The following is a 20,252-nucleotide window of genomic DNA, read 5'->3' as shown; positions in this document are numbered from 1 at the left end:
CAATCCGCGGCGAGCCGGCCGCTGTCACTGTCCCACCGTGATGACGGTCTTGCCCGCTCGCCGAGCGGCACCCCGTCCGCTTTCGAACGCCTCGCGCCCCTTGGCCAGCGGAAAACTCTGCGCAATCTCGACATGCAGCCGCCCACTGCCGACCAGCTCGCCGAGCCTGTTGAGCTGATCGCGGTTGGGCGTCACGATGAAAAACATTGCGGTAACGCCATGTTCGTCGGCCTTGCCGGCGGGCGGCGGCGCCGAGAGGGTGACCAGCCGTCCGCCTGGGCGCAACACCGCGAAGGATCTGTCCAATGTGTCCCCGCCCACCGTGTCGATGACGACGTCGAAATCGGTGGCGGTCCGCTCGAATGCTTCGGTGCGGGTGTCGATTACCCGCTGGGCACCCAGGCGGCCGACCAGCTCGCCGGCATCGCTGCGAACGGTAGCGGTGACGTTGGCGCCGAGGATGGCCGCCAGTTGGACCACCAGGGCCCCGACTCCCCCGGCCCCTCCGTGCACCAATACCGCTTCGCCGGGCCGTACCGACGCGTGATCGACAAGTGCCTGCAGCGCGGTCAACCCGGCCAGTGGCAGCGCCGCCGCCACGGTATGGCTGACCGTCGCAGGCTTAACGGCCAGGTGCGCGGCGGGCACCGCGACGAAATCGGCTGCCGCACCGTCTCGATCGAAACCGATCAGCCCGTAGACCTCATCACCACAATGGAAATCTTCGGTACCCGATCCGATTTCATGGATCACTCCGGAGACTTCGTGTGACGGGATCACCGGTGTCCGGCTGACACCATCGCGGGTCCAGGTCTGGTCCCAGGTCAACTCGTCGAACGTGATGCCAGCAGCGCGCACGGCTACCACGACCTCGCCGGCCGCCGGCACCGGCACCGGTGCGCGCTCGACGGCCAGCGTTTCCGGGCCGCCGCGCCGGTGCGCACGCAACGCCCTCATGGCGCTCAGGGCAAGCGCCAGTCAATCGGGTCGGCTCCCCTGCCGGTAAGCAATTCGTTGGCCCGGCTGAACGGCCGTGAACCGAAGAAACCACGAGACGCCGATAGCGGCGATGGGTGTGGAGATTCGATCGAAGCACAATCGCCGTCGGCCAACATCGGCTTCAGGGTCGACGCGTCGCGCCCCCAGAGAATGGCAACCATCGGCTGCGACCGCGCGGCCAAAGCCCGGATGGCGCACTCGGTCACCGCTTCCCAGCCCTTGCCCCGATGTGACGCCGGGTTGCTGGGCCGAACCGTGAGCACCCTGTTCAACAGCATGACACCGCGCTGCGCCCACGGCGTCAAGTCGCCGCAGGCGGGCATCGGATAGCCCAGATCGTCCGCATACTCCTGGAAAATGTTGGACAGGCTGCGTGGGAGCGGGCGGACATCGGGGGCTACCGAAAAGCTCAGTCCCACCGCGTGTCCGGGTGTCGGGTAGGGATCTTGGCCAACGATCAGAATTCGCACCTGGTCGAAGGGAAAAGTAAACGCGCGCAAGACGTTCGGCCCCGCGGGCAGGTACTTACGGCCCGCCGCTAGTTCGGCCCGCAAGAACTGCCCCATCGCAGTTACCTGGTCGGCGACCGGCTCGAGAGCTTTCGCCCACCCCGGCTCGACCAGTTCATCGAGCGCCCGCGCGGTCACTGCAACCCCCGAGCCAGCAACACGACCGTATCGGCGCCCTCCCGGCGATCCTTGGCGATGTCCTGGTAATCCGGCGACTGCGCCCAGTCGCGAAATGCCGCTTCGTCAGGGAACGACATCAGCACCACCTTCTCGCGGTCCCACTGCCCCTCCACCACCGTCGGTGACTCGTCGGCAGCGAGCAGCGTTCCCGCGTAGCGATCGAAGACCTCTATAAACGCTGCCTGGTACCGGTCATAGGCGGGCCGGTCGGTGAATCTCAATTGGGCGATCGCGTAGACGGTCACCGCGTCACCCTACTCAATTGCCGCGCTAGTCAAATGACTGCCAGCCGGCGTGACCGCTCCACTGCTGGCCGTCGACCAGCACCCGGGCCGGCCCGTCCAACACCCGCCCGATTCCCCGCCAGCCATCGGGCACCGCACCGGGAAAACACGCCACCAGCGCGTGGTCCTCACCCCCACCGAGCACCCACCCCCACGGATCGGCGCCCACCGCATCCGCGGCTGCGATCACCGCACGATGGTCTTGGGCCAACGCCGCCGTGGCGATGTCGATGCCGACCGCAGCGGCATCGGCGATATGGCGCAGGTCGGCGACCAAGCCGTCGGAGACGTCAATCATCGCTTGAGCCCCGGCCACCGCCGCCGCCACACCCTGGCCGTAGGGCGGGTCAGGTACCAGATGGCGGCGGCGAAGTTCGTCAAACCCGGCAATATCGTTGTGCCACAGCTCATATCCGGCCGCCGAACGGCCCAGTTCGCCAGCGACCGCGACCGACGAGCCCGGCTCGGCGCCGCCACGGGTGACCGGCGGACGACCTTCGAGGTCACCCAGAACGCTGACCGACACCACCCATTGCGGACACTGGACCATATCGCCGCCGACGATTCCGGCGCCGATCCGTCCGGCCTCCTCCCACATGCCGTCGAGCAACGCAGTCACCTCGGCCACCGGCGTGTGGGCGGGTGCGCCCAAGCTCACCACGAACGCGGTAGGCCTGGCGCCCATCGCGGCGATGTCGGCGGCGTTCTGGGCGATCGCTTTTCGACCGACGTCGTGGGGACTCGACCAGTCCAGCCGGAAGTGGCGATCTTGGACCAGCATGTCGGTGGAAATCACCGTACGGCCGTCGGGGGCGGCCACCACCGCAGCATCATCGCCTGGCCCCAGCTCAACGACAGCGGGCTGGTTGCGCCCCTGCACCAACCGGTCGATCACGGCGAACTCCCCGAGCTCGCGCAGGGTCGGTGTCTGTCCCGACGTGTCCTGACCCACGCCACCTCCTTCGTGGTGTACCGGCCCGGACTTGCATACCCGCGAACCGAGAGCGGTCTGCGGTAATTTTGGGGTTCCTGCCCGCCCGGGCGGACCGCGTTAGTGTATGAGCCCTGACGACCCGAAACACCCGCGCGGGCCGGTTGCGGTTCCGGGGCGGACCGGGTTGGACAGGAGAGTCGAGTTGAACCGGAGGTATCCGACGCGGTGACAGGCGACACCCCGGCCAAGCACCAACCCGATCCCGATGGTCCGCCACGAGTCCTGATCATCGCCGCCGCACTGCTGGGGGTGGCCGCCCTCGGGGCAATTCTGGTGATCGCGGCCAACCGCGAGGTACCGCGACAACCGATCGCCGTCCCCTCGGTTCCCGCCCCGCAGGCGGCCAGTCCCGCGTGCCACGCGCTGCTGACCGCGTTGCCGCAGCGTCTCGGCGACTATCAGCGCGCGCCCATGGTGCAACCCGCACCGCAAGGCACCGGCGCCTGGAGCTCCGCGGCCGCCGATGAGCCGGTGATATTGCGCTGCGGGCTGGACCGCCCGGCCGACTTCGTGGTGGGGGCGCCGATTCAGGTCGTCGACCGGGTGCAGTGGTTTCGGGTCAGCGACCAAACCGAGGCCGCCGGCACCGCGACGGCGGGGAGCAGATCCACCTGGTACACCGTGGACCGTCCGGTCTACGTGGCGCTGACCTTGCCCGCGGGGTCGGGGCCCACCCCCATCCAGGAGTTGTCCGAGATCATCGACCGCGCCATTGCGCCGGTGCCGATCGACCCGGCCCCGGCGGGTTAGCGCAGGCCGATGCCCCGCGCCAACGCGGTCTCCACCATGGTGGCCAGCAAGGTGGGATAGTCGACCCCGCTGGCCGCCCACATCCGCGGGTACATCGAGATCGTGGTGAACCCCGGCATCGTGTTGATCTCGTTGATCACCGGGCCGTCGTCGGTGAGGAAGAAGTCGACTCGGGCCAGGCCTTGGCAGTCGATGGCCTCGAAAGCGCGAATCGCCAGCTGGCGCACCGCGTCAGCGACGTCGTCTTCGACCTTGGCCGGCACGTCCAATTCGGCAGCGTCGTCGAGGTATTTGGTCTCAAAGTCATAGAAACCGTCTTCGCGTCCACGCACCCCGGCCACCCGGATCTCTCCCAGGGTGCTGGCTTCCAATCTGCCGTCGGGGAACTCGAGCACGCCGCACTCCAGCTCGCGACCGTTGATCGCGGCCTCGACGATCACCTTCGGATCGTGTCGCCGGGCGGCGGCGATCGCGGCGGGCAGCTCATCGAAGCTCGAGACCCGGCTGACACCGATCGAGGAGCCGCCGCGCGCGGGTTTGACGTAAGCCGGCAACCCCAGCCGCTGCAGTTCCTCGCGGTCCAGCGATTGTCGCGATGGGCGCAGCACGGCATGCGGGCCGATCGGTAGCCCCGCCGCACTCCACAGTTTCTTGGTGAACTCTTTGTCCATACCGGCCGCGCTGGCCAGCACCCCGGCGCCGACATAGGGAACGCCGGCGAGTTCGAGTAGTCCCTGGATCGTTCCGTCCTCGCCGTACGGTCCATGCAGCACGGGAAACACCACGTCGACCGAGGCCAGCACCTCTCCGGCACCGGGCGGCAACGAGACCAGTTGGCCGCCCCAGCGCGGATCTGCCGGCAAAGCCAGCTCGGTGCCGGACTGCGAGCTCACCTCGGGTAGCCGCCGGTCGGTGATTGCCAGCGCATCCGGGTTGCCGTCGGTGAGCACCCACGAGCCTTGCGGGGTGATCCCGATCGCGATCACCTCGAAGCGTCGCGGGTCAAGATTGCGCAGAATGCTGCCCGCAGACACGCATGAGATCGCATGCTCGTTGCTGCGTCCGCCGAACACGACGGCAACCCGGAGACGTTCGCCACGCCGGCTGCTGCCACTCACAACCTGGAGAGGCTACCGGGTGCTGAGCGACCAGGCCGGACTACCCGCTTACCAGGGCAATCGGGCGGCGCCGACAGAACGGGTCTGACCTATTCGGGTTTGGTACTACGCCCCAGCAACAGCGCGATCGCGTCGTCTACCGACAGGCCCTTGTAGCAGACCCGGTGTACGGCGTCGGTGAGCGGCATTTCGACGTCGTAGCTGGACGCCAGCGCGAGCACCGATTCGCACGACGTCACCCCTTCCACGACGTGGCCTTCCTTGCTGTGCAGTGCCGATTGCAGGATCTCGCCGCGGCCTAGGCACTCGCCCAACGACCGGTTGCGGGAGCGCGACGACGTGCAGGTCGCTACCAAGTCACCTACCCCGGCCAGCCCGGCCAGCGTCGCCCCCTTGGCGCCCAGGGCGATACCGAGCCGGATGATCTCCGCCAATCCGCGGGTGATGATGGTTGCCACGGTGTTTTCCCCCAGGCCAACGCCCGCGGCCATACCGCACGCCAGCGCGATGACGTTTTTGCACGCTCCCCCGATCTCGGTGCCGACGACATCGGTGTTGGTATAGGGACGGAAGTAGCCGCTGTTGAGCGCACGTTGTAACGCGACGGCCCGGCCGGAGTCGCTGCAGGCCACGACGGTGGCAGCGGGCTGGCACTCGGCGATCTCGCTAGCCAGGTTGGGGCCCGAGATCACCGCGACCTGGGCCGGGTCTGCTCCGGTGACCGAGACGATCACCTGACTCATCCGCATCAGGGTGCCCAGCTCGATGCCCTTGGCCAGACTCACCAGGGTCGCGCCACGTGGAATCAGGGTTGTCCAGTGCTCGAGATTGGTCCGCATCGTCTGCGCGGGTACACCCAGCAGCACCGTATCCGCGCCGGCGAGCGCCTCTGCCGCGTCGGCGGTGGCCCGGATCCCCGGCGGCAGCAACGTACCGGGCAGGTAGTCGGGGTTGTATCGGCTGTCGTTGATCTGGTTGGCAACGTCGGCGCGCCGGGCCCACAGCTTGACCTCGCCCCCGGCATCGGCCAACACCTTGGCCAGGGCGGTGCCCCAGGCACCGGCTCCCATCACCGTGACGGTTCCCGTGCTGGCCATCCCCACACCCCTATTTGTCCCATTTGTCGTTTGCGACGGCACCGGTAGCCGCTACACAGTAGACCCCGGCAGGGGCCGCCGTCACGCTGTTGCGGCGGGGGTCACTGCGGCAGGCGCCAGCCCAGTGAAAGCGGGTGGCGGCGGGGTGGCAGCTGGGTAGCACCGAAACCAGCGCTGGCAGGATGGCCTTCATGAGCGGCATACGGGCCGACGGTACGGGTGATGTCGGCCTGATCATCGCCGTCAAGCGATTGGGTGCGGCCAAGACGAGATTGGCCCCGGTGTTCTCCGCGGCGGCCCGGGAAAGTGTGGTGCTGGCCATGCTGATGGACACTTTGACCGCCGCGGCGCGGGTAGCCGACCTGCGCTCGATCACCGTCATCACACCGGACGAATCCGCCGCGGCCGCGGCAACCGAGCTCGGCGCCGAGGTGTTGGCCGACCCGACTCGCCAAGGTGATCCCGACCCGCTGAACAACGCCATCCTCACCGCCGAACAGGTGGTATCCGGTTCCGTGCCAAATATTGTTGTGCTGCAAGGCGATCTGCCTGCGATGCAGACCCAGGAGCTCGCCGATGCGATCTGCGCCGCACGCGTTCACCAGCGCAGCTTCGTCGCCGATCGGCTCGGCACCGGCACCGCGGCCCTGTGCGCCTTCGGAAGCGCACTCGATCCCCAGTTCGGGCCGGATTCCAGCGCCCGACATCGCCGTTCCGGGGCCGTCGAGCTGACCGGCGCGTGGCCCGGCCTGCGTTGCGACGTCGACACTCCGGCGGACTTGGCGGCCGCCCGCCGCCTCGGGGTCGGACCGGCGACTGCACGAGTCGTCGCCCACCATCGCTAGCCCGCATGGCGGCTGTGCGGGGATGAACGGAACAAAAACAGCAAACGGATGTCGGTTCAGCGCTGGCAACGTCACCCGGTGATAGGCAATGATCGCTGGGTGACCGAAATCGAAACCGGCCCAGTCACAGAGGCACGGCCAGACACGAACGCACGGGAGCCAGGCGACGGGACCCCGGCGGCACCGCCGGCCGCGACGCCGGCCGCGACCACCGATCAGCTGCCCGAGGACCGCTACCTCAACCGCGAACTGAGCTGGCTGGAGTTCAACGCCCGGGTGCTCGCGCTCGCCGCCGACGACTCGATGCCGTTGCTCGAACGGGCAAAGTTCCTGGCCATCTTCGCGTCCAATCTCGACGAGTTCTACATGGTTCGGGTGGCCGGTCTCAAACGCCGCCACCAGATGGGGTTGTCGGCTCTGTCCGCCGACGGCCTCACCCCACGGGAGCAGCTGGGCCGCATCGGCGAGCAGACGCAGCGTATCGCCAGCCGCCATGCGCGGGTGTTTCGCGATTCGGTGTTGCCCGCGCTCGGCGAGGAAGGCATCTACGTTGTCACGTGGGCTGACCTGGATCAGGCTGAGCGCGAGCAACTGTCGACCTATTTCCACGAGCAGGTATTTCCGGTACTGACTCCGCTGGCCGTCGACCCCGCGCACCCGTTCCCATTTGTCAGCGGGTTGAGCCTGAACCTGGCGGTCACGGTGCGCCAACCCGAAGACGGTGGCCAGCACTTCGCCCGGGTGAAGGTGCCCGACAACGTCGATCGCTTCGTCGAACTGGGCGGAACAGATACCGACGGAGCCGAAGGGGCGGCCGTATACCGGTTCCTGCCCGTGGAGGAACTCATCGCGGCCTTTCTTCCGGTGCTCTTCCCCGGGATGGAAATCGTCGAGCATCACGCGTTTCGCATCACGCGCAACGCAGACTTCGAAGTCGAGGAGGATCGCGACGAAGACCTGCTGCAGGCGCTCGAGCGGGAATTGGCTCGCCGACGGTTCGGTTCGCCGGTGCGGCTAGAAGTTGCCGACGACATGACCGAAGGCATGCTGGAGTTGCTGCTGCGTGAGCTCGACGTGCATCCCGGGGATGTCATCGAGGTGCCGGGGCTGCTGGATCTCTCATCGCTGTGGCAGATCTACGGTTTGGACCGCCCAGCCCTCAAGGATCGGACCTTCGTTCCGGCCACCCATCCCGCCTTCGCCGAGCGCGAAACGCCCAAGAGCATCTTCGCGACGCTGCGCGAGGGTGACGTTTTGGTGCACCATCCCTACTATTCGTTTTCCACCAGCGTGCAGCGGTTCATCGAGCAAGCCGCCGCAGACCCCAACGTGCTGGCGATCAAACAGACGCTGTATCGCACCTCCGGGGATTCGCCGATTGTTCGGGCCCTGATCGACGCGGCCGAGGCGGGCAAACAGGTAGTGGCGCTGGTCGAGATCAAGGCCCGCTTCGACGAGCAGGCCAACATCCGCTGGGCCCGCGCGCTGGAGCAGGCGGGCGTGCACGTGGCCTACGGCATCGTCGGGCTCAAAACGCACTGCAAGACAGCACTGGTCGTGCGTCGTGAGGGCCCGGTGATCCGGCGGTACTGCCACATCGGGACGGGAAACTACAACAGCAAGACCGCGCGCCTGTATGAGGATGTCGGCCTGCTGACCGCCGCGCCCGACATTGGCGCAGACCTCACCGACCTGTTCAATTCGTTGACCGGCTACTCGCGAAAGCTGTCCTATCGCAATCTGTTGGTGGCCCCGCACGGGATTCGTGCCGGCATCATTGAACGCGTCGAACGCGAGGTGGCCGCACACCTTGAACACGGCCCCCAGGCTGGAAAGGGCCACATCCGGCTCAAGATGAACGCCCTCGTCGACGAACAGGTCATCGACGCGCTCTACCGCGCTTCGCAAGCGGGGGTCCGGATCGAGGTCGTGGTGCGTGGCATCTGCGCGCTGCGCCCCGGGGCCAAGGGGTTCTCGGAAAACATCACCGCCCGCTCGATTCTCGGCCGATTTCTAGAGCATTCGCGAATCCTGCATTTCCGCGCGATTGACGAATTCTGGATCGGCAGCGCCGACATGATGCACCGCAATCTCGATCGGCGGGTGGAGGTGATGGCTCAGGTCAAGGACCCGCGGCTGACCGCGCAGTTGGACGACTTGTTCGAGTCCGCACTCGACCCTGCCACCCGCTGCTGGGAACTGGGGCCCGACGGTCAATGGACCGCGTCGCCTCAGGAAGGCCGTACCGTTCGGGACCATCAGGTATCACTGATGGAGCGGCACCGCAGCCCCTAACACTGTGAAACTCCGGCGAGTTTTGTGCCACCTAACCGACCGCGTGCGGCCCAGGCCGAATTGACCTGCAGGAGTTAACTTGTCGATCCCCAGCTCGTCTGTCCGCCGACGCTCGGGAGACCGAATCGTATACGCCGCCGGTGCGGTGCTGTGGCGCCCGGGAAAGGCCAAGGGGGCAATCGAGATTGCATTGATCCACCGCCCTCGCTATGACGACTGGTCGCTGCCCAAAGGCAAAGTGGATCCCGGCGAGACCGCAGCGGTTGCGGCCGCGCGTGAGGTGTGCGAGGAGACGGGCCAGCACGCCCATCTCGGCAGGCGACTGATCATGGTGAGCTATCCCGTCGAGCAGGGCCTCAAGAAGGTCTACTACTGGGCCGCGCGCAGCCTCGGCGGGGAGTTCACCGCCGGAAACGAGGTCGACAAGCTGATCTGGTTACCGGTCGCCGACGCGATGACCAAGCTTGACTACGCACAGGATCGAAAGGTCTTGCGGCGGTTCGGCAAAAAGCCGGCGGATACCAAGACCGTCCTGGTGGTCCGGCACGGCAGCGCTGGCAGCAAGTCACGCTTCTCCGGAGATGACACCCAACGGCCACTCGACAAGAAGGGACGAGCCCAGGCCGAGGCACTCGTGCCACAGCTGCTGGCTTTCGGCGCCGACACGGTGTTCGCGGCCGACCGGCTGCGCTGCCATCAGACGGTGCAGCCACTGGCCGAGGAATTGGGAGTGGTCATCCACAACGAGCGCACCCTCACCGAAGAGGCCTACGCCAAGAACGCCAAGCGCGGTCGGCAACGGCTACTGCAGATCGCTACGCGCGACGGCACACCCGTGATCTGCTCGCAGGGCAAGGTGATTCCGGACCTGATCGCTTGGTGGTGCGAACGCGACGGCGTCCGCTCCGACAGATCGCGCAACCACAAAGGCAGTACGTGGGTGCTGTCGCTATCCGGCGGCCGCGTCATCGCCGCCGACCACATCGGCGGCGCGCTGGCAGCCAACGTGCGGGCCTAACACGCAGATACCCTTCGGGGGGCATCGCTGCCCCCCGAAGGGTATCTGCGTGTGAGCTGACTTACTTGCGACCGCGCCGGGTGCTCGTCGCCTTCTTGGCGGGAGCCTTGGTGGCCGGCCTCTTTGCCGCAGCCTTCTTGGCGGGTGCCTTGGTCGCAGCCTTGCGGACTGGAGCCTTGGCGGCAGTCTTCTTCACTGTTGCCTTGGTCACCTTCTTGGCCGGAGCCTTGGTGACCTTGGTCACGGCCTTCTTGGCGGGAGCCTTGGTCGCGGCCTTCTTGGCGGGAGCCTTGGTCGCGGCCTTCTTGGCGGGAGCCTTGGTCGCGGCCTTCTTGGCAGCGGTCTTGGTCGCGGCCTTCTTGGCGGGAGCCTTCTTTGCTGCCTTCTTGGCAGCGGCGCTCGCCATCACGCCACGCTTGACCGCCGGGCCCTCCGCCGGGAGACGCTGTGCGCCAGAGACAACCGCTTTGAATTGCGCGCCTGGGCGAAATGCCGGGACGGACGTCGGCTTGACCTTCACCGTCTCACCGGTACGCGGATTGCGGGCCACCCGGGCCGCACGGCGACGCTGTTCAAACACCCCAAATCCGGTAATCGTGACGCTGTCGCCCTTGTGCACGGCGCGCACAATGGTGTCGACAACATTCTCGACGGCCGCGGTTGCCTGCCTACGGTCCGAGCCCAATTTCTGTGTGAGCACGTCAATGAGCTCTGCTTTGTTCATCCAACCCTCCGAAGCTAGCGGTCCTCGTTTATGGAACCGACTAGTGGACACGGTAAACCCTCACCTGCCTGATTTCCAAGAGCCACGCGCAATTTCAGGACCCGTCGAACGCAATTTCGGCAATCCGATTGCCGCCCTTGACCGGTGGAGTGACCCCAAAATGGGTGTTGCTTGCCCACACCACAGCGGCTCACGGAAGGGAAAATTCCCCGCCCCAAGGGCCTTCAGGAGGTAGGCAAAGTGCGCGGTTTCCACGCCGGATAACCAGCCTCATATGCCTCGATTGCATCGAGTTTCCGCAGCGTAAGGGCTATATCGTCAAGACCTTCAAGGAGTCGCCACGCGGTGTGGTCGTCAATCCTGAACGGCAGCACCACTGTTCCCGCAATCACATTTCGATCTTGAAGATTGACAGTGATTTCCAAACCTGGACTCTGCTCGATGAGCTTCCAAAGAAGTTCAACGCCATCTTGGTCGACTTCGGCGGCCAACAGACCCGCCTTGCCCGCGTTCCCGCGAAAGATATCGCCGAACCTCGACGAGATGACCACCCGGAATCCGTAGTCCATGAGCGCCCAGACGGCATGCTCGCGGGAGGATCCGGTGCCGAAATCCGGCCCGGCCACCAACACCGAGCCCCGGTCAAAGGGGCTGAGGTTTAGCACGAATGACGGATCCGAGCGCCAGCTGGCGAACAACCCGTCCTCGAAACCGGTTCGCGTGACACGCTTCAGGAAAACCGCGGGAATGATCTGATCGGTGTCGACATTGGACCGGCGCAGCGGTACACCGATTCCGGTGTGGGTGTCAAAGGCTTCCATGACTCTTCCTCTGTTTGTTTGAGTTCAATTCAAATCGGCAGGCGCGGATAGGGTGCCGCGAACCGCGGTTGCAGCGGCCACCGCCGGCGAGACCAAATGTGTCCGCCCGCCCTTGCCCTGGCGCCCCTCGAAGTTGCGGTTGGACGTCGCCGCACAGCGCTCCCCCGGTGCGAGCTGATCGGGGTTCATCCCTAGGCACATAGAGCATCCCGCCTGCCGCCATTCGGCGCCCGCGACCGTGAAGACCTCACCCAGACCCTCCTTCTCGGCCTGGGCACGCACCCGCATGGAGCCGGGAACGATGAGCATTCGCACCCCTGGGGCGACCTTGCGGCCACGCAGCACTTCGGCCACGACCCGCAGATCCTCGATCCGGCCGTTGGTGCACGACCCGACGAACACGGCATCGACCGCGATATCGCGCATGGCTTTTCCTGGCTCAAGGTCCATGTACGCCAATGCTTTCTCGGCGGCCTGGCGCTCGCCGTCATCGCCGATGAGCTCGGGATCGGGCACCGTGGCGCAAAGCGGCACGCCCTGGCCGGGATTGGTTCCCCACGTAACAAAGGGGCTCAGCTCGGCGGCGTCGAGATGGACCTCGGTGTCGAAGACGGCGCCAGGATCGGTCCGCAGTTGTTGCCAGTACCCAAGCGCGGCATCCCACTGGGCACCGGTTGGGGCGTGTGGCCGGTCTCGCAAGTACTCGTAAGTGGTCTCGTCCGGCGCCACCATCCCGGCTCGGGCGCCGGCCTCAATGCTCATGTTGCAGATCGTCATCCGGCCTTCCATGGACAGCGATTCAATGGCGCTGCCCCGGTATTCGATGACGTGCCCCTGCCCACCGCCGGTGCCGATCTTGGCGATCAGCGCAAGGATGATGTCCTTGGCCGACACTCCTGCGGGTAGTTGCCCATCCACATTGACCGCCATCGTCTTAAACGGCCGCAACGGCAGCGTCTGTGTTGCGAGCACATGCTCGACTTCGGAAGTGCCGATGCCCATCGCCAAGGCACCGAACGCGCCATGTGTCGAAGTGTGGCTGTCACCACAGACGATGGTCATTCCCGGCTGAGTGAGGCCCAACTGAGGTCCCACGACGTGCACGATGCCCTGCTCGACATCACCCATTGGGTGCAGCCGGATGCCGAATTCCGCGCAATTACGCCGCAATGTCTCCACCTGGGTCCGAGACACCGGATCGGCGATCGGCTTATCGATATCGACGGTCGGCACATTGTGATCCTCGGTGGCGATGGTCAGATCGGGCCGTCGCACCGGGCGGCCGGCCAGGCGCAGACCATCGAATGCCTGCGGGCTGGTGACCTCATGCACCAGATGCAGATCGATGTAGATCAGGTCGGGAGCCTCGTTCCGACCGGACACCACGACGTGGTCGTCCCAGACCTTCTCAGCCAGCGTGCGCGCCTCGCGCGTCTGCAGTGCCATCTCGAATTGCCTCGATTCGTGTATCCGCGGCTCGCGATCAATGAGGGTTCCATCTCATAATGCGAGACGCTAGTATCTCCTTGTGAGACAGGATAGCGGCATCGGCGTCATCGACAAAGCGGTGGGTCTGTTGCGCGCCACCGCGGAATCACCCTGCGGTTTGGCCGAACTATGCGAACGGACCGGCCTGCCCAGAGCCACCGCATACCGGCTGGCGGCGGCCCTAGAGGTCCATCGCCTGCTGGGGCGGGACGAGGACGGACGCTGGGGCCTGGGCCCCGCGATCACCGAGCTCGCGGCCCATGTCGACGATCCCCTGCTGACCGCCGGCGCGACCGTGCTGCCCCGATTGCGCGAGACCACCGGCGAAAGCGTGCAGCTGTACCGCCGCGAAGGCACGTCACGGGTGTGTGTGGCGGCGCTGGAACCACCTGCGGGCCTTCGCGATACGGTTCCGGTCGGCGCCCGGCTACCGATGACGGCGGGCTCCGGAGCCAAGGTGCTACTGGCCCACAGCGACCCGGCCACCCAGCAAGCCGTCCTACCAACCGCCAAATTCACCGACCGGGTGCTGGCCGAAGTACGCCGCCGGGGTTGGGCGCAGAGCGTGGCCGAGCGCGAACCCGGAGTGGCAAGCGTCTCGGCGCCGGTGCGCGATAGCCGCGGTGTCGTCGTCGCCGCCATATCGGTATCCGGTCCGATCGACCGGATCGGTCGACGGCCCGGGGCGCGTTGGGCCGCCGACCTGTTGGCCGCGGCCGACGAACTCGCGCGCCGGCTGTAGCGCTACCCGTTTGGCCGGCGGCCCCAATCTTGTGACACACCACCCGGTTCAGCCGCCCGCGCGTCGAGGCCTGGTGGCGATCGCCGCGCCCCTGCCTGCGGCAATCGATTCATTCCCGAAACGCCGCAGCCCCGGGCGCGCTAGGTTATTGTCGTTACCGTAATCCTGTCTGTAACCGGAACCACACGGCCGCGCTCGCCGACCGTTCGCACATTAGGTCAGGACCAATCAGATGCGCTCGATCCTCGTAGCGGCGATCCAGGATGCGGCGCCATCTGCGCCGGAGTGCCGGCGCTGCAACGACGCTCGGGTGCGCACAATTTTGCCGAATCCGCGCTTTGGCGAAACGCGAGCGGCTTACCGGCCACGCTCCCCTGACGCGGCACGGTTCGGGCGCTGGGCGGTGAGCAATCCCCGACCCCGTCGGGCCGCAACCACCAAGCATTACCCGGCTCCACCGTCGGCAACCTGATCCGTTACCGCCGGGCGCCAAGCCGCTGTCTCCTCGACATCCTCGTAGCTCGCAGAGCCAACCAATCATGGGGGAACCATGGATCTATTCGCCAAACTTGTCGCAGATCAGGATCCGCTGTTTCAACTTTCACGTGCCATCCACGGGATAGCGACATTTCCCAAGTTAGGCGGAGCCGCCGGCACGCGAATGACGTGGCGCGACGATGAATACATCATCTGGAACCTCAACAACTACCTTGGGCTGGCCGACCATCCCGAAGTCCGGGCGGCCGATGCCGAGTTCGCAGGCCGCTACGGACTGGCGACTCCCATGGGCTCGAGAATGATGTCCGGCGAAACCGACGATCTCGAGCTACTCGAAAGCGAACTGGCCGACTATGCGCAAAAGCCGGCAGCACTGGTCCTCAACTATGGCTATCAAGGCATGATCTCGCTGATTGACTCCCTGACCACCGAGGTGGACTGGATCGTGTCGGATGCGGAAAACCATGCCTGCATCATCGATGGGATTCGATTGCACCGTAAACGCGGTGAACGGACCCGAATGTTCGCCCACAACGACATTGACCAACTCGAGACACACCTGGCCGAAATCAACCGGGTGCGGAGCCCCGACTCCGGGGTGTTGGTGGTCACAGAGGGCGTCTTCGGAATGTCCGGCGATCAGGGCGCATTGCGCGAAATCGCGGCACTCAAGCAGCAGTACGACTTCCGGTTGCTCGTTGACGACGCACATGGATTCGGCGTTCTCGGCCCCAACGGCGGCGGCACCGGGGAACAACAGGGCGTCCAGGACGATATCGACCTCTATTTCGGCACCTTCACCAAGGCCGCCGCGGGCGCCGGAGCATTCGTCGCATCACAGGCCGATGTCATTTGGAAGCTTCGCTACACGATGCGGTCCCAGATCTTCTCCCGCGGCTTGCCCTGGCCGATCGTCGCGGGTAACCGGGTGCGTTTGGGGTTGCTGCGGCGTAGCGACGACCTGCGCCGACGAGCGCACGCGGTGGCCGGCAAACTTCAGGCCTCGCTGACCGAAGAAAGTCTCAACATCGGGAAAGCGAACTCTCTCATCACGCCGGTGTACCTGCCGATGGACCCGCTGTCGGCTCTCGCATTCTTGACCGAATTGCGCCATAAGCACGGAACATTCTGCTCGGCGGTGACCTATCCGGTGGTACCGCCCGGGATCGTTCAACTGCGCTTGATCTCAACCGCGGGCCACGACATCGCTGATGTCGAGCCGACGGTAAAAGCCATCGCGGCCGTCTACAAGGAATTGACCGGAAACCAGACCATCCCGCAGCTCGATGATGCGCCCACCTGAGCGATGTCGCCTCCGGGCACCGCGACCCGATGACGCCCTCTCGGCGGCGGACCCGCCCCGGCGCGTAATTTCACCCGCTTTGTTCCCAGGATTCGGGCGCGAGCCGGTCCGATGAAATGCAAGAATTTACCCGCCTCGCGGCGCAATCACGGTGCCCTCATGGTCACGATGGGTTCGTCGCATAACGCGACGACCGGGCGATACCGAACGGGGGTTCAATGGTCAGCCTTTTTCGGCGGATGTGGGTGCCGATCGTGATGATCCTCGTCGCAATTGTCGGGGCATCGGTGGTAATGCGCTTGCATGGCGTCTTCGGCTCACATCGATATGTGCCGGATGCGGGCAACTCCGACGCCATTGTCGCGTTCAACCCGAAGTACGTTCGCTACGAGGTTCTTGGTCCTCCGGGAACGGTCGTCACGGTCAATTACCTCGATGCCCAGGCCGAACCACACGAAGTCGCCAACGCCGCGATCCCATGGTCGTTGACCATCGTGACCACACTGACCTCGGTGGTTGCCCACCTCGTGGCGCAGGGCAACAGCGCAACCCTGAGCTGTCGCATCACCGTCAACGGCGTGGTCCGCGCCGAGCGCACGGCCGATGCCCACGATGCCGCGACTAGCTGCCTAGTGAAATCTGCGTGACGCCCGAACACAGCGCGGGGCGCCCCTTTATCGCCCGGACTATCCAAAAATTTTCGCTACCGGTCATTTTGCTCTGGATCGCGCTCACCGTCGGCGCCAACCTGCTGGCACCACAACTAGAAGAGGTCGCCAAAGAGCATTCGGTGTCGTTGAGCCCCAGTGATGCTCCGTCACTGATCGCGATGCGGCGCATCGGCAAAGACTTTCAGCAGTTCGACTCCGACAACACCACGATGATCGTGCTGGAGAGCAATGCCAAACTCGGCGACGAAGCCCACCGCTACTACGACGCACTAATTGCCAAGCTGTCGCAGGACAAGACGAACATCCAACACATCGACAATTTCTGGGGCGACAGGCTCACGGCCGCGAGTTCGCAAAGCGTCGACGGCAAGGCCGCCTATGTGCAGCTGTACCTCACCGGTGGCCTGGGCAGTGCCAGAGCCAACGATTCCGTTGCCGCAGTTGCGCGGATCCTCGACGATGTGCCGCCGCCACCCGGAATCAAGGCCTACCTGACCGGCCCCGGTGCACTCGGCGCCGATCAAGACACGTCCGGCAACAGCAGTCTGCAACGGTTGACCGCGGTCACGATTGCGGTGATCACCATCGTGCTGTTGATCGCCTATCGATCGATTGCGGCCGTTGTGGTGATGCTGCTCACAGTCGGGATCGAGCTGCTTGCGGCACGCGGCGTGATCGCTGCGCTGGCCGCCAACGACCTGATTGGCCTATCGACCTTCGCCATCAATGTCTTGACGGCACTGACGATCGCGGCGTCGACGGACTACATCATCTTTCTGGTCGGCCGCTACCAAGAGGCCCGGATGGCCGGCCAGGACCGAGAGCTCGCGTACTACACCATGTTCCGCGGGACAAGTCACGTCGTCTTGGGATCCGGGCTGACCGTCGCCGGAGCGATGTACTGCCTGAGCTTCACCAGGCTCCCCTACTTCCAAACCCTCGGGTCACCATGCTCGATCGGTCTGCTGGCGGTGATCCTGGCCTCATTGACCCTGGCGCCGGCAGTCATCGCCCTAACAACCAAATTCGGCGTATTCGAACCCAAACGCGCCACCACAACCCGGCGTTGGCGCCGCATCGGCACCATCGTGGTGCGCTGGCCGGGCCCGGTCCTGGTCGCCGCGGCACTGATCTCGCTGATCGGACTGCTCGCCCTGCCCAAGTACCAAACCAACTACAACGAGCGCCATTACATCCCGGCCGGCGCCCCCTCCAACATCGGCTACCGCGCATCGGACCGCCACTTCCCCCCGGCCCGCATGGAACCCGAAGTGCTGATGATCGAGGCCGACCACGATCTGCGCAATCCCACCGACATGATGCTGCTGGACCGGATCGCCAAAGGCGTGTTCCACCTTCCCGGCATCGCACGTGTCCAAGGCATCACCAGGCCACTGGGCTCACCGCTCGACCACAGTTCGATCCCGTTTCAGCTCAACATGCAAAACGCCATGACCATCGAGAACATGGGTTACCTCAAAGCCCGCGTCGCCGACATGTACACCATGATCGATGAGCTGCAACACATGATCGATATCGCGGCGCGCCAACAAGAACTGACCCAACAGCTCAACGACGCCAGCCACGACATGCTCACCCACAACAAGCAGATGCAGGCCAACACCGACCAACTGCGTGATCAGATCGCCGAATTCGACGACCTGTGGCGACCCATCAGAAGCTACTTCTACTGGGAACGCCACTGTTCGGACATCCCGATCTGTTGGTCACTGCGGTCCCTGTTCGACGCGATCGACGGCGTCGACAAGCTCAGCGAAGACGTCGGCACGCTCACCGACGACCTCGATCGCATCGACGAACTCCAACCCAAACTGCTCGCCCTGCTGCCCCCGATGATCGCCACCATGCAAACCGTGAAGAGCCTCACCCAAACCACGGCCAGCACCTTCTCGGCACTGATCACCCAAATGGACGACATGACCCGCAACGCCACCGCCATGGGGCAGGCCCTCGACGCCTCTAAGAACGACGACTCCTTCTATCTGCCGCCGGAAGCCTTCGACAATCCCGACTTTCAACGGGGTCTGACCCTGTTCCTATCCCCCGACGGCACCGCGGCCCGGTTCATCATCACCCACAAGGGCGATCCCGCCACCGCCGAGGGAATCGCCCACATCGACCCGATCCTGCTGGCCGCGAGCGAGGCGGTGAAAGGAACCCCACTGGCAACCGCCAACATCTACCTGGCCGGCACCGCGGCCACCTACAAGGACATCAGCGAGGGCAGCACCTATGACCTACTGATCGCGGTGGTGGCCACCCTATGTCTGATCTTCGTGGTCATGCTGGCCATCACCAGAAGCGTTGTGGCCTCCGCGGTCATCGTCGGCACGGTGGCACTCTCGCTGGGCGCCGCCTTTGGACTCTCGGTCCTGTTGTGGCAGCACATCTTGCACATGCCGCTGCACTGGCTGGTGCTGCCCATGGCCGTGATCGTCATGCTGGCCGTCGGATCGGACTACAACCTGCTGCTGGTCGCCCGATTCCAGGAAGAGATCGGCGCCGGCCTCAAGACCGGCATGATCCGAGCCATGGCCAGCACCGGCCGCGTCGTCACCATCGCCGGACTGGTGTTTGCCTTCACTATGGGCTCCATGCTCACCAGCGACCTGCGCGTGGTCGGCCAGGTCGGCACCACCATCATGATCGGACTGTTGTTCGACACCCTGGTTGTCCGCTCTTTCATGATGCCCGCCATCGCGGCCCTGCTCGGCCGCTGGTTCTGGTGGCCGCGCCGGGTACCCACGCACGCCGCTTCGCCGCCGGCCGTTACGGCCAATCCCGGTGCGGCCGCGACGTCTGTGCTGGCTTGACGTCGAACGTGCCCGCCGCCGGCGGCTAACCCGACCGGTTCAGTATCCGGGTGGCATCGCAGACCATCTCGGACACGATGTCAGCGGCGGGGCCAACTCTCGTGATCAGACCTACCGCCTCGCCAACCAGCACCGTGGCGATCTCGAAGTCCTCTGCCGCGACTGCGTTTTCGAAGGCGCCCAGCAGGTCCGGCAGTCGCCGTATCAGTTCGGATTCGTTGCCATGCCATGCCTGGATCAACGAGTTGCTGAGCAACCGCAGATCGTATTCCGCCGGCCAATCCCGCTGCCGCACAATGTCGTAGACGCGGGTACGGATGGTGTCGTCCCCGCTGGCCTCCACCGCCCGCTGGTGGGCTCGCGGCGATACCAGCGCCTCTGGGCAAGCCCAGAATCTGGTACCCACCAGGGCGCCGTCTGCGCCCAGCGCCAGCGCTGCTGCCAGCCCGCGGCCATCGGCGATCCCCCCGGCCGCCACGACCAGCGTTTCGGCCGAGCGTTGGGCAACCAGGTCCACCACGTCGGGAACCAGCGTGAAAGTGGAGCGCACACTCATTCCGTGTCCACCTGACTCGCTGCCCTGGGCCACGATGATGTCCGGACCGACTTCCAGCACACGCAGCGCCTGCTCGCGGGTATGTATCTGGCAGATCAACGGAATGCCGGCATCGTGGATGGGGCCGGCGAAGTTGTGTGGATCACCGAACGACAACATGATCGCCGCCGGGTTCGCGGCCAGGATCAGGTCGAGGAGCTCGGGATTGCGGGCGAGGCTCCAGGTAATGAACCCACATCCGACCCGTTGCCCCTGCGCCTGCTCCAACTGGCGCTGCAGCCACTCGGCCTCGCCATAGCCTCCACCGATCAGGCCCAGGCCACCCGCGGCGGTCACCGCCGCAGCGAGCCGGCCCCCCGACGTCATTGCCATCGGTGCCAGCAGGATCGGGTGTTGGACTCCGAGGAATTCTGTGAGACGGGTATTCAGCGACACCGCTAGCCCCCTTCAGAGAATTGTTGAGCTGCTGTTTCGGCTTTCTACCATGGCCCGTGGCCGGGGCGGTCACCGAAGTTCGCGGCGCCGC

At 65.3% G+C, this 20,252-nt stretch carries 19 protein-coding genes; 8 read left to right on the top strand and 11 right to left on the bottom strand.

What is annotated here, in order from left to right; all coding sequences use genetic code 11:
• Window positions 1–24 precede the first annotated feature (24 nt).
• From CCUG20998_RS08245 to CCUG20998_RS08230, 4 genes are read right to left on the bottom strand one after another with little or no spacing between them, the layout of a single operon-like run.
• Window positions 25–957, bottom strand: coding sequence for an NADP-dependent oxidoreductase (locus CCUG20998_RS08245; protein ID WP_020728194.1), 933 nt, complete (start codon window positions 955–957; stop codon window positions 25–27).
• A gap of 5 nt (window positions 958–962) precedes the next feature.
• Window positions 963–1,646, bottom strand: coding sequence for a uracil-DNA glycosylase (locus CCUG20998_RS08240; RefSeq protein WP_012393548.1), 684 nt, complete (start codon window positions 1,644–1,646; stop codon window positions 963–965).
• Window positions 1,643–1,933: a DUF1330 domain-containing protein gene (locus CCUG20998_RS08235; protein ID WP_020728193.1), complete on the bottom strand. Its 291-nt coding sequence runs from the start codon at window positions 1,931–1,933 to the stop codon at window positions 1,643–1,645. Before CCUG20998_RS08235 ends, CCUG20998_RS08240 begins: the two co-directional genes overlap by 4 nt.
• Window positions 1,934–1,958: 25 nt before the next feature.
• A complete protein-coding gene (locus CCUG20998_RS08230; protein WP_020728192.1) occupies window positions 1,959–2,924 on the bottom strand; it encodes a thiamine-phosphate kinase in 966 nt (321 codons plus the stop codon).
• Window positions 2,925–3,131: 207 nt separating this feature from the next.
• On the opposite strand from CCUG20998_RS08230, the gene CCUG20998_RS08225 reads away from it, so the two are divergent.
• Entirely contained in the window at window positions 3,132–3,716 is a 585-nt protein-coding gene (locus tag CCUG20998_RS08225; RefSeq protein WP_020728191.1) for a DUF3515 domain-containing protein, read from the top strand.
• Here the strand turns inward: CCUG20998_RS08225 and CCUG20998_RS08220 are convergent.
• The 3 genes from CCUG20998_RS08220 to CCUG20998_RS08210 all read right to left on the bottom strand — a co-directional run bounded on the left by CCUG20998_RS08220 (window position 3,713) and on the right by CCUG20998_RS08210 (window position 6,133).
• Window positions 3,713–4,834 carry a D-alanine--D-alanine ligase family protein gene (locus tag CCUG20998_RS08220; protein ID WP_036455360.1) on the bottom strand — a complete coding sequence of 374 codons (1,122 nt, stop codon included), beginning with the start codon at window positions 4,832–4,834 and terminating at the stop codon, window positions 3,713–3,715. The genes CCUG20998_RS08225 and CCUG20998_RS08220 overlap by 4 nt on opposite strands.
• A gap of 89 nt (window positions 4,835–4,923) precedes the next feature.
• Entirely contained in the window at window positions 4,924–5,931 is a 1,008-nt protein-coding gene (locus CCUG20998_RS08215; protein WP_020724647.1) for an NAD(P)H-dependent glycerol-3-phosphate dehydrogenase, read from the bottom strand.
• 10 nt (window positions 5,932–5,941) lie between these two features.
• Complete coding sequence (locus CCUG20998_RS08210) at window positions 5,942–6,133, bottom strand: hypothetical protein (protein WP_231389643.1); 192 nt, start codon at window positions 6,131–6,133, stop codon at window positions 5,942–5,944.
• Between CCUG20998_RS08210 and cofC the strand changes: the two genes are divergently transcribed.
• The 3 genes from cofC to mutT1 all read left to right on the top strand — a co-directional run bounded on the left by cofC (window position 6,123) and on the right by mutT1 (window position 10,089).
• Entirely contained in the window at window positions 6,123–6,776 is a 654-nt protein-coding gene (gene cofC, locus CCUG20998_RS08205; RefSeq protein ID WP_036455779.1) for a 2-phospho-L-lactate guanylyltransferase, read from the top strand. The genes CCUG20998_RS08210 and cofC overlap by 11 nt on opposite strands.
• Before the next feature lie 78 nt (window positions 6,777–6,854).
• Window positions 6,855–9,071 carry an RNA degradosome polyphosphate kinase gene (locus CCUG20998_RS08200; protein WP_036455357.1) on the top strand — a complete coding sequence of 739 codons (2,217 nt, stop codon included), beginning with the start codon at window positions 6,855–6,857 and terminating at the stop codon, window positions 9,069–9,071.
• Window positions 9,072–9,150: 79 nt separating this feature from the next.
• Window positions 9,151–10,089, top strand: coding sequence for an 8-oxo-(d)GTP phosphatase MutT1 (mutT1, locus tag CCUG20998_RS08195; protein ID WP_036455356.1), 939 nt, complete (start codon window positions 9,151–9,153; stop codon window positions 10,087–10,089).
• Window positions 10,090–10,150: 61 nt separating this feature from the next.
• On the opposite strand, the gene CCUG20998_RS08190 is transcribed toward mutT1, so the two are convergent.
• The 3 genes from CCUG20998_RS08190 to leuC form a co-directional block, all read right to left on the bottom strand.
• Entirely contained in the window at window positions 10,151–10,813 is a 663-nt protein-coding gene (locus CCUG20998_RS08190) for an HU family DNA-binding protein (RefSeq protein WP_012393541.1), read from the bottom strand.
• 224 nt (window positions 10,814–11,037) lie between these two features.
• Window positions 11,038–11,634, bottom strand: a complete 597-nt coding sequence (gene leuD, locus CCUG20998_RS08185) for a 3-isopropylmalate dehydratase small subunit (RefSeq protein WP_020728184.1) — start codon at window positions 11,632–11,634, stop codon at window positions 11,038–11,040.
• A gap of 24 nt (window positions 11,635–11,658) precedes the next feature.
• Window positions 11,659–13,080, bottom strand: a complete 1,422-nt coding sequence (leuC, locus tag CCUG20998_RS08180) for a 3-isopropylmalate dehydratase large subunit (RefSeq protein ID WP_020728183.1) — start codon at window positions 13,078–13,080, stop codon at window positions 11,659–11,661.
• 82 nt (window positions 13,081–13,162) lie between these two features.
• Between leuC and CCUG20998_RS08175 the strand changes: the two genes are divergently transcribed.
• From CCUG20998_RS08175 to CCUG20998_RS08160, 4 genes are all read left to right on the top strand, one after another.
• Window positions 13,163–13,864 (top strand): IclR family transcriptional regulator, encoded by a 702-nt coding sequence (locus CCUG20998_RS08175; RefSeq protein WP_038579190.1) that lies wholly within the window; start codon window positions 13,163–13,165, stop codon window positions 13,862–13,864.
• Between the two features lie 550 nt (window positions 13,865–14,414).
• On the top strand, window positions 14,415–15,665 hold the full coding sequence (locus tag CCUG20998_RS08170; RefSeq protein ID WP_020728181.1) for an aminotransferase class I/II-fold pyridoxal phosphate-dependent enzyme: 1,251 nt from the start codon (window positions 14,415–14,417) through the stop codon (window positions 15,663–15,665).
• Window positions 15,666–15,883: 218 nt separating this feature from the next.
• The gene (locus tag CCUG20998_RS08165) at window positions 15,884–16,312 is read left to right on the top strand and encodes an MmpS family transport accessory protein (RefSeq protein WP_036455355.1); all 429 of its coding nucleotides are present in this window, start codon (window positions 15,884–15,886) and stop codon (window positions 16,310–16,312) included.
• Window positions 16,309–19,170: an MMPL/RND family transporter gene (locus tag CCUG20998_RS08160; RefSeq protein WP_020728179.1), complete on the top strand. Its 2,862-nt coding sequence runs from the start codon at window positions 16,309–16,311 to the stop codon at window positions 19,168–19,170. The genes CCUG20998_RS08165 and CCUG20998_RS08160 overlap by 4 nt, the downstream gene beginning before the upstream one ends.
• A gap of 25 nt (window positions 19,171–19,195) precedes the next feature.
• On the opposite strand, the gene CCUG20998_RS08155 is transcribed toward CCUG20998_RS08160, so the two are convergent.
• Window positions 19,196–20,161, bottom strand: coding sequence for an NAD(P)H-dependent flavin oxidoreductase (locus tag CCUG20998_RS08155; RefSeq protein WP_020728178.1), 966 nt, complete (start codon window positions 20,159–20,161; stop codon window positions 19,196–19,198).
• Window positions 20,162–20,252: the final 91 nt, after the last annotated feature.

Origin of the sequence: Mycobacterium marinum, from assembly GCF_003391395.1 — a bacterium.
GTDB lineage: Bacteria > Actinomycetota > Actinomycetes > Mycobacteriales > Mycobacteriaceae > Mycobacterium > Mycobacterium marinum.
The sequence above is the reverse complement of the archived record's forward strand: the minus strand, read 5'-3'. Positions and strand labels throughout refer to the sequence as shown.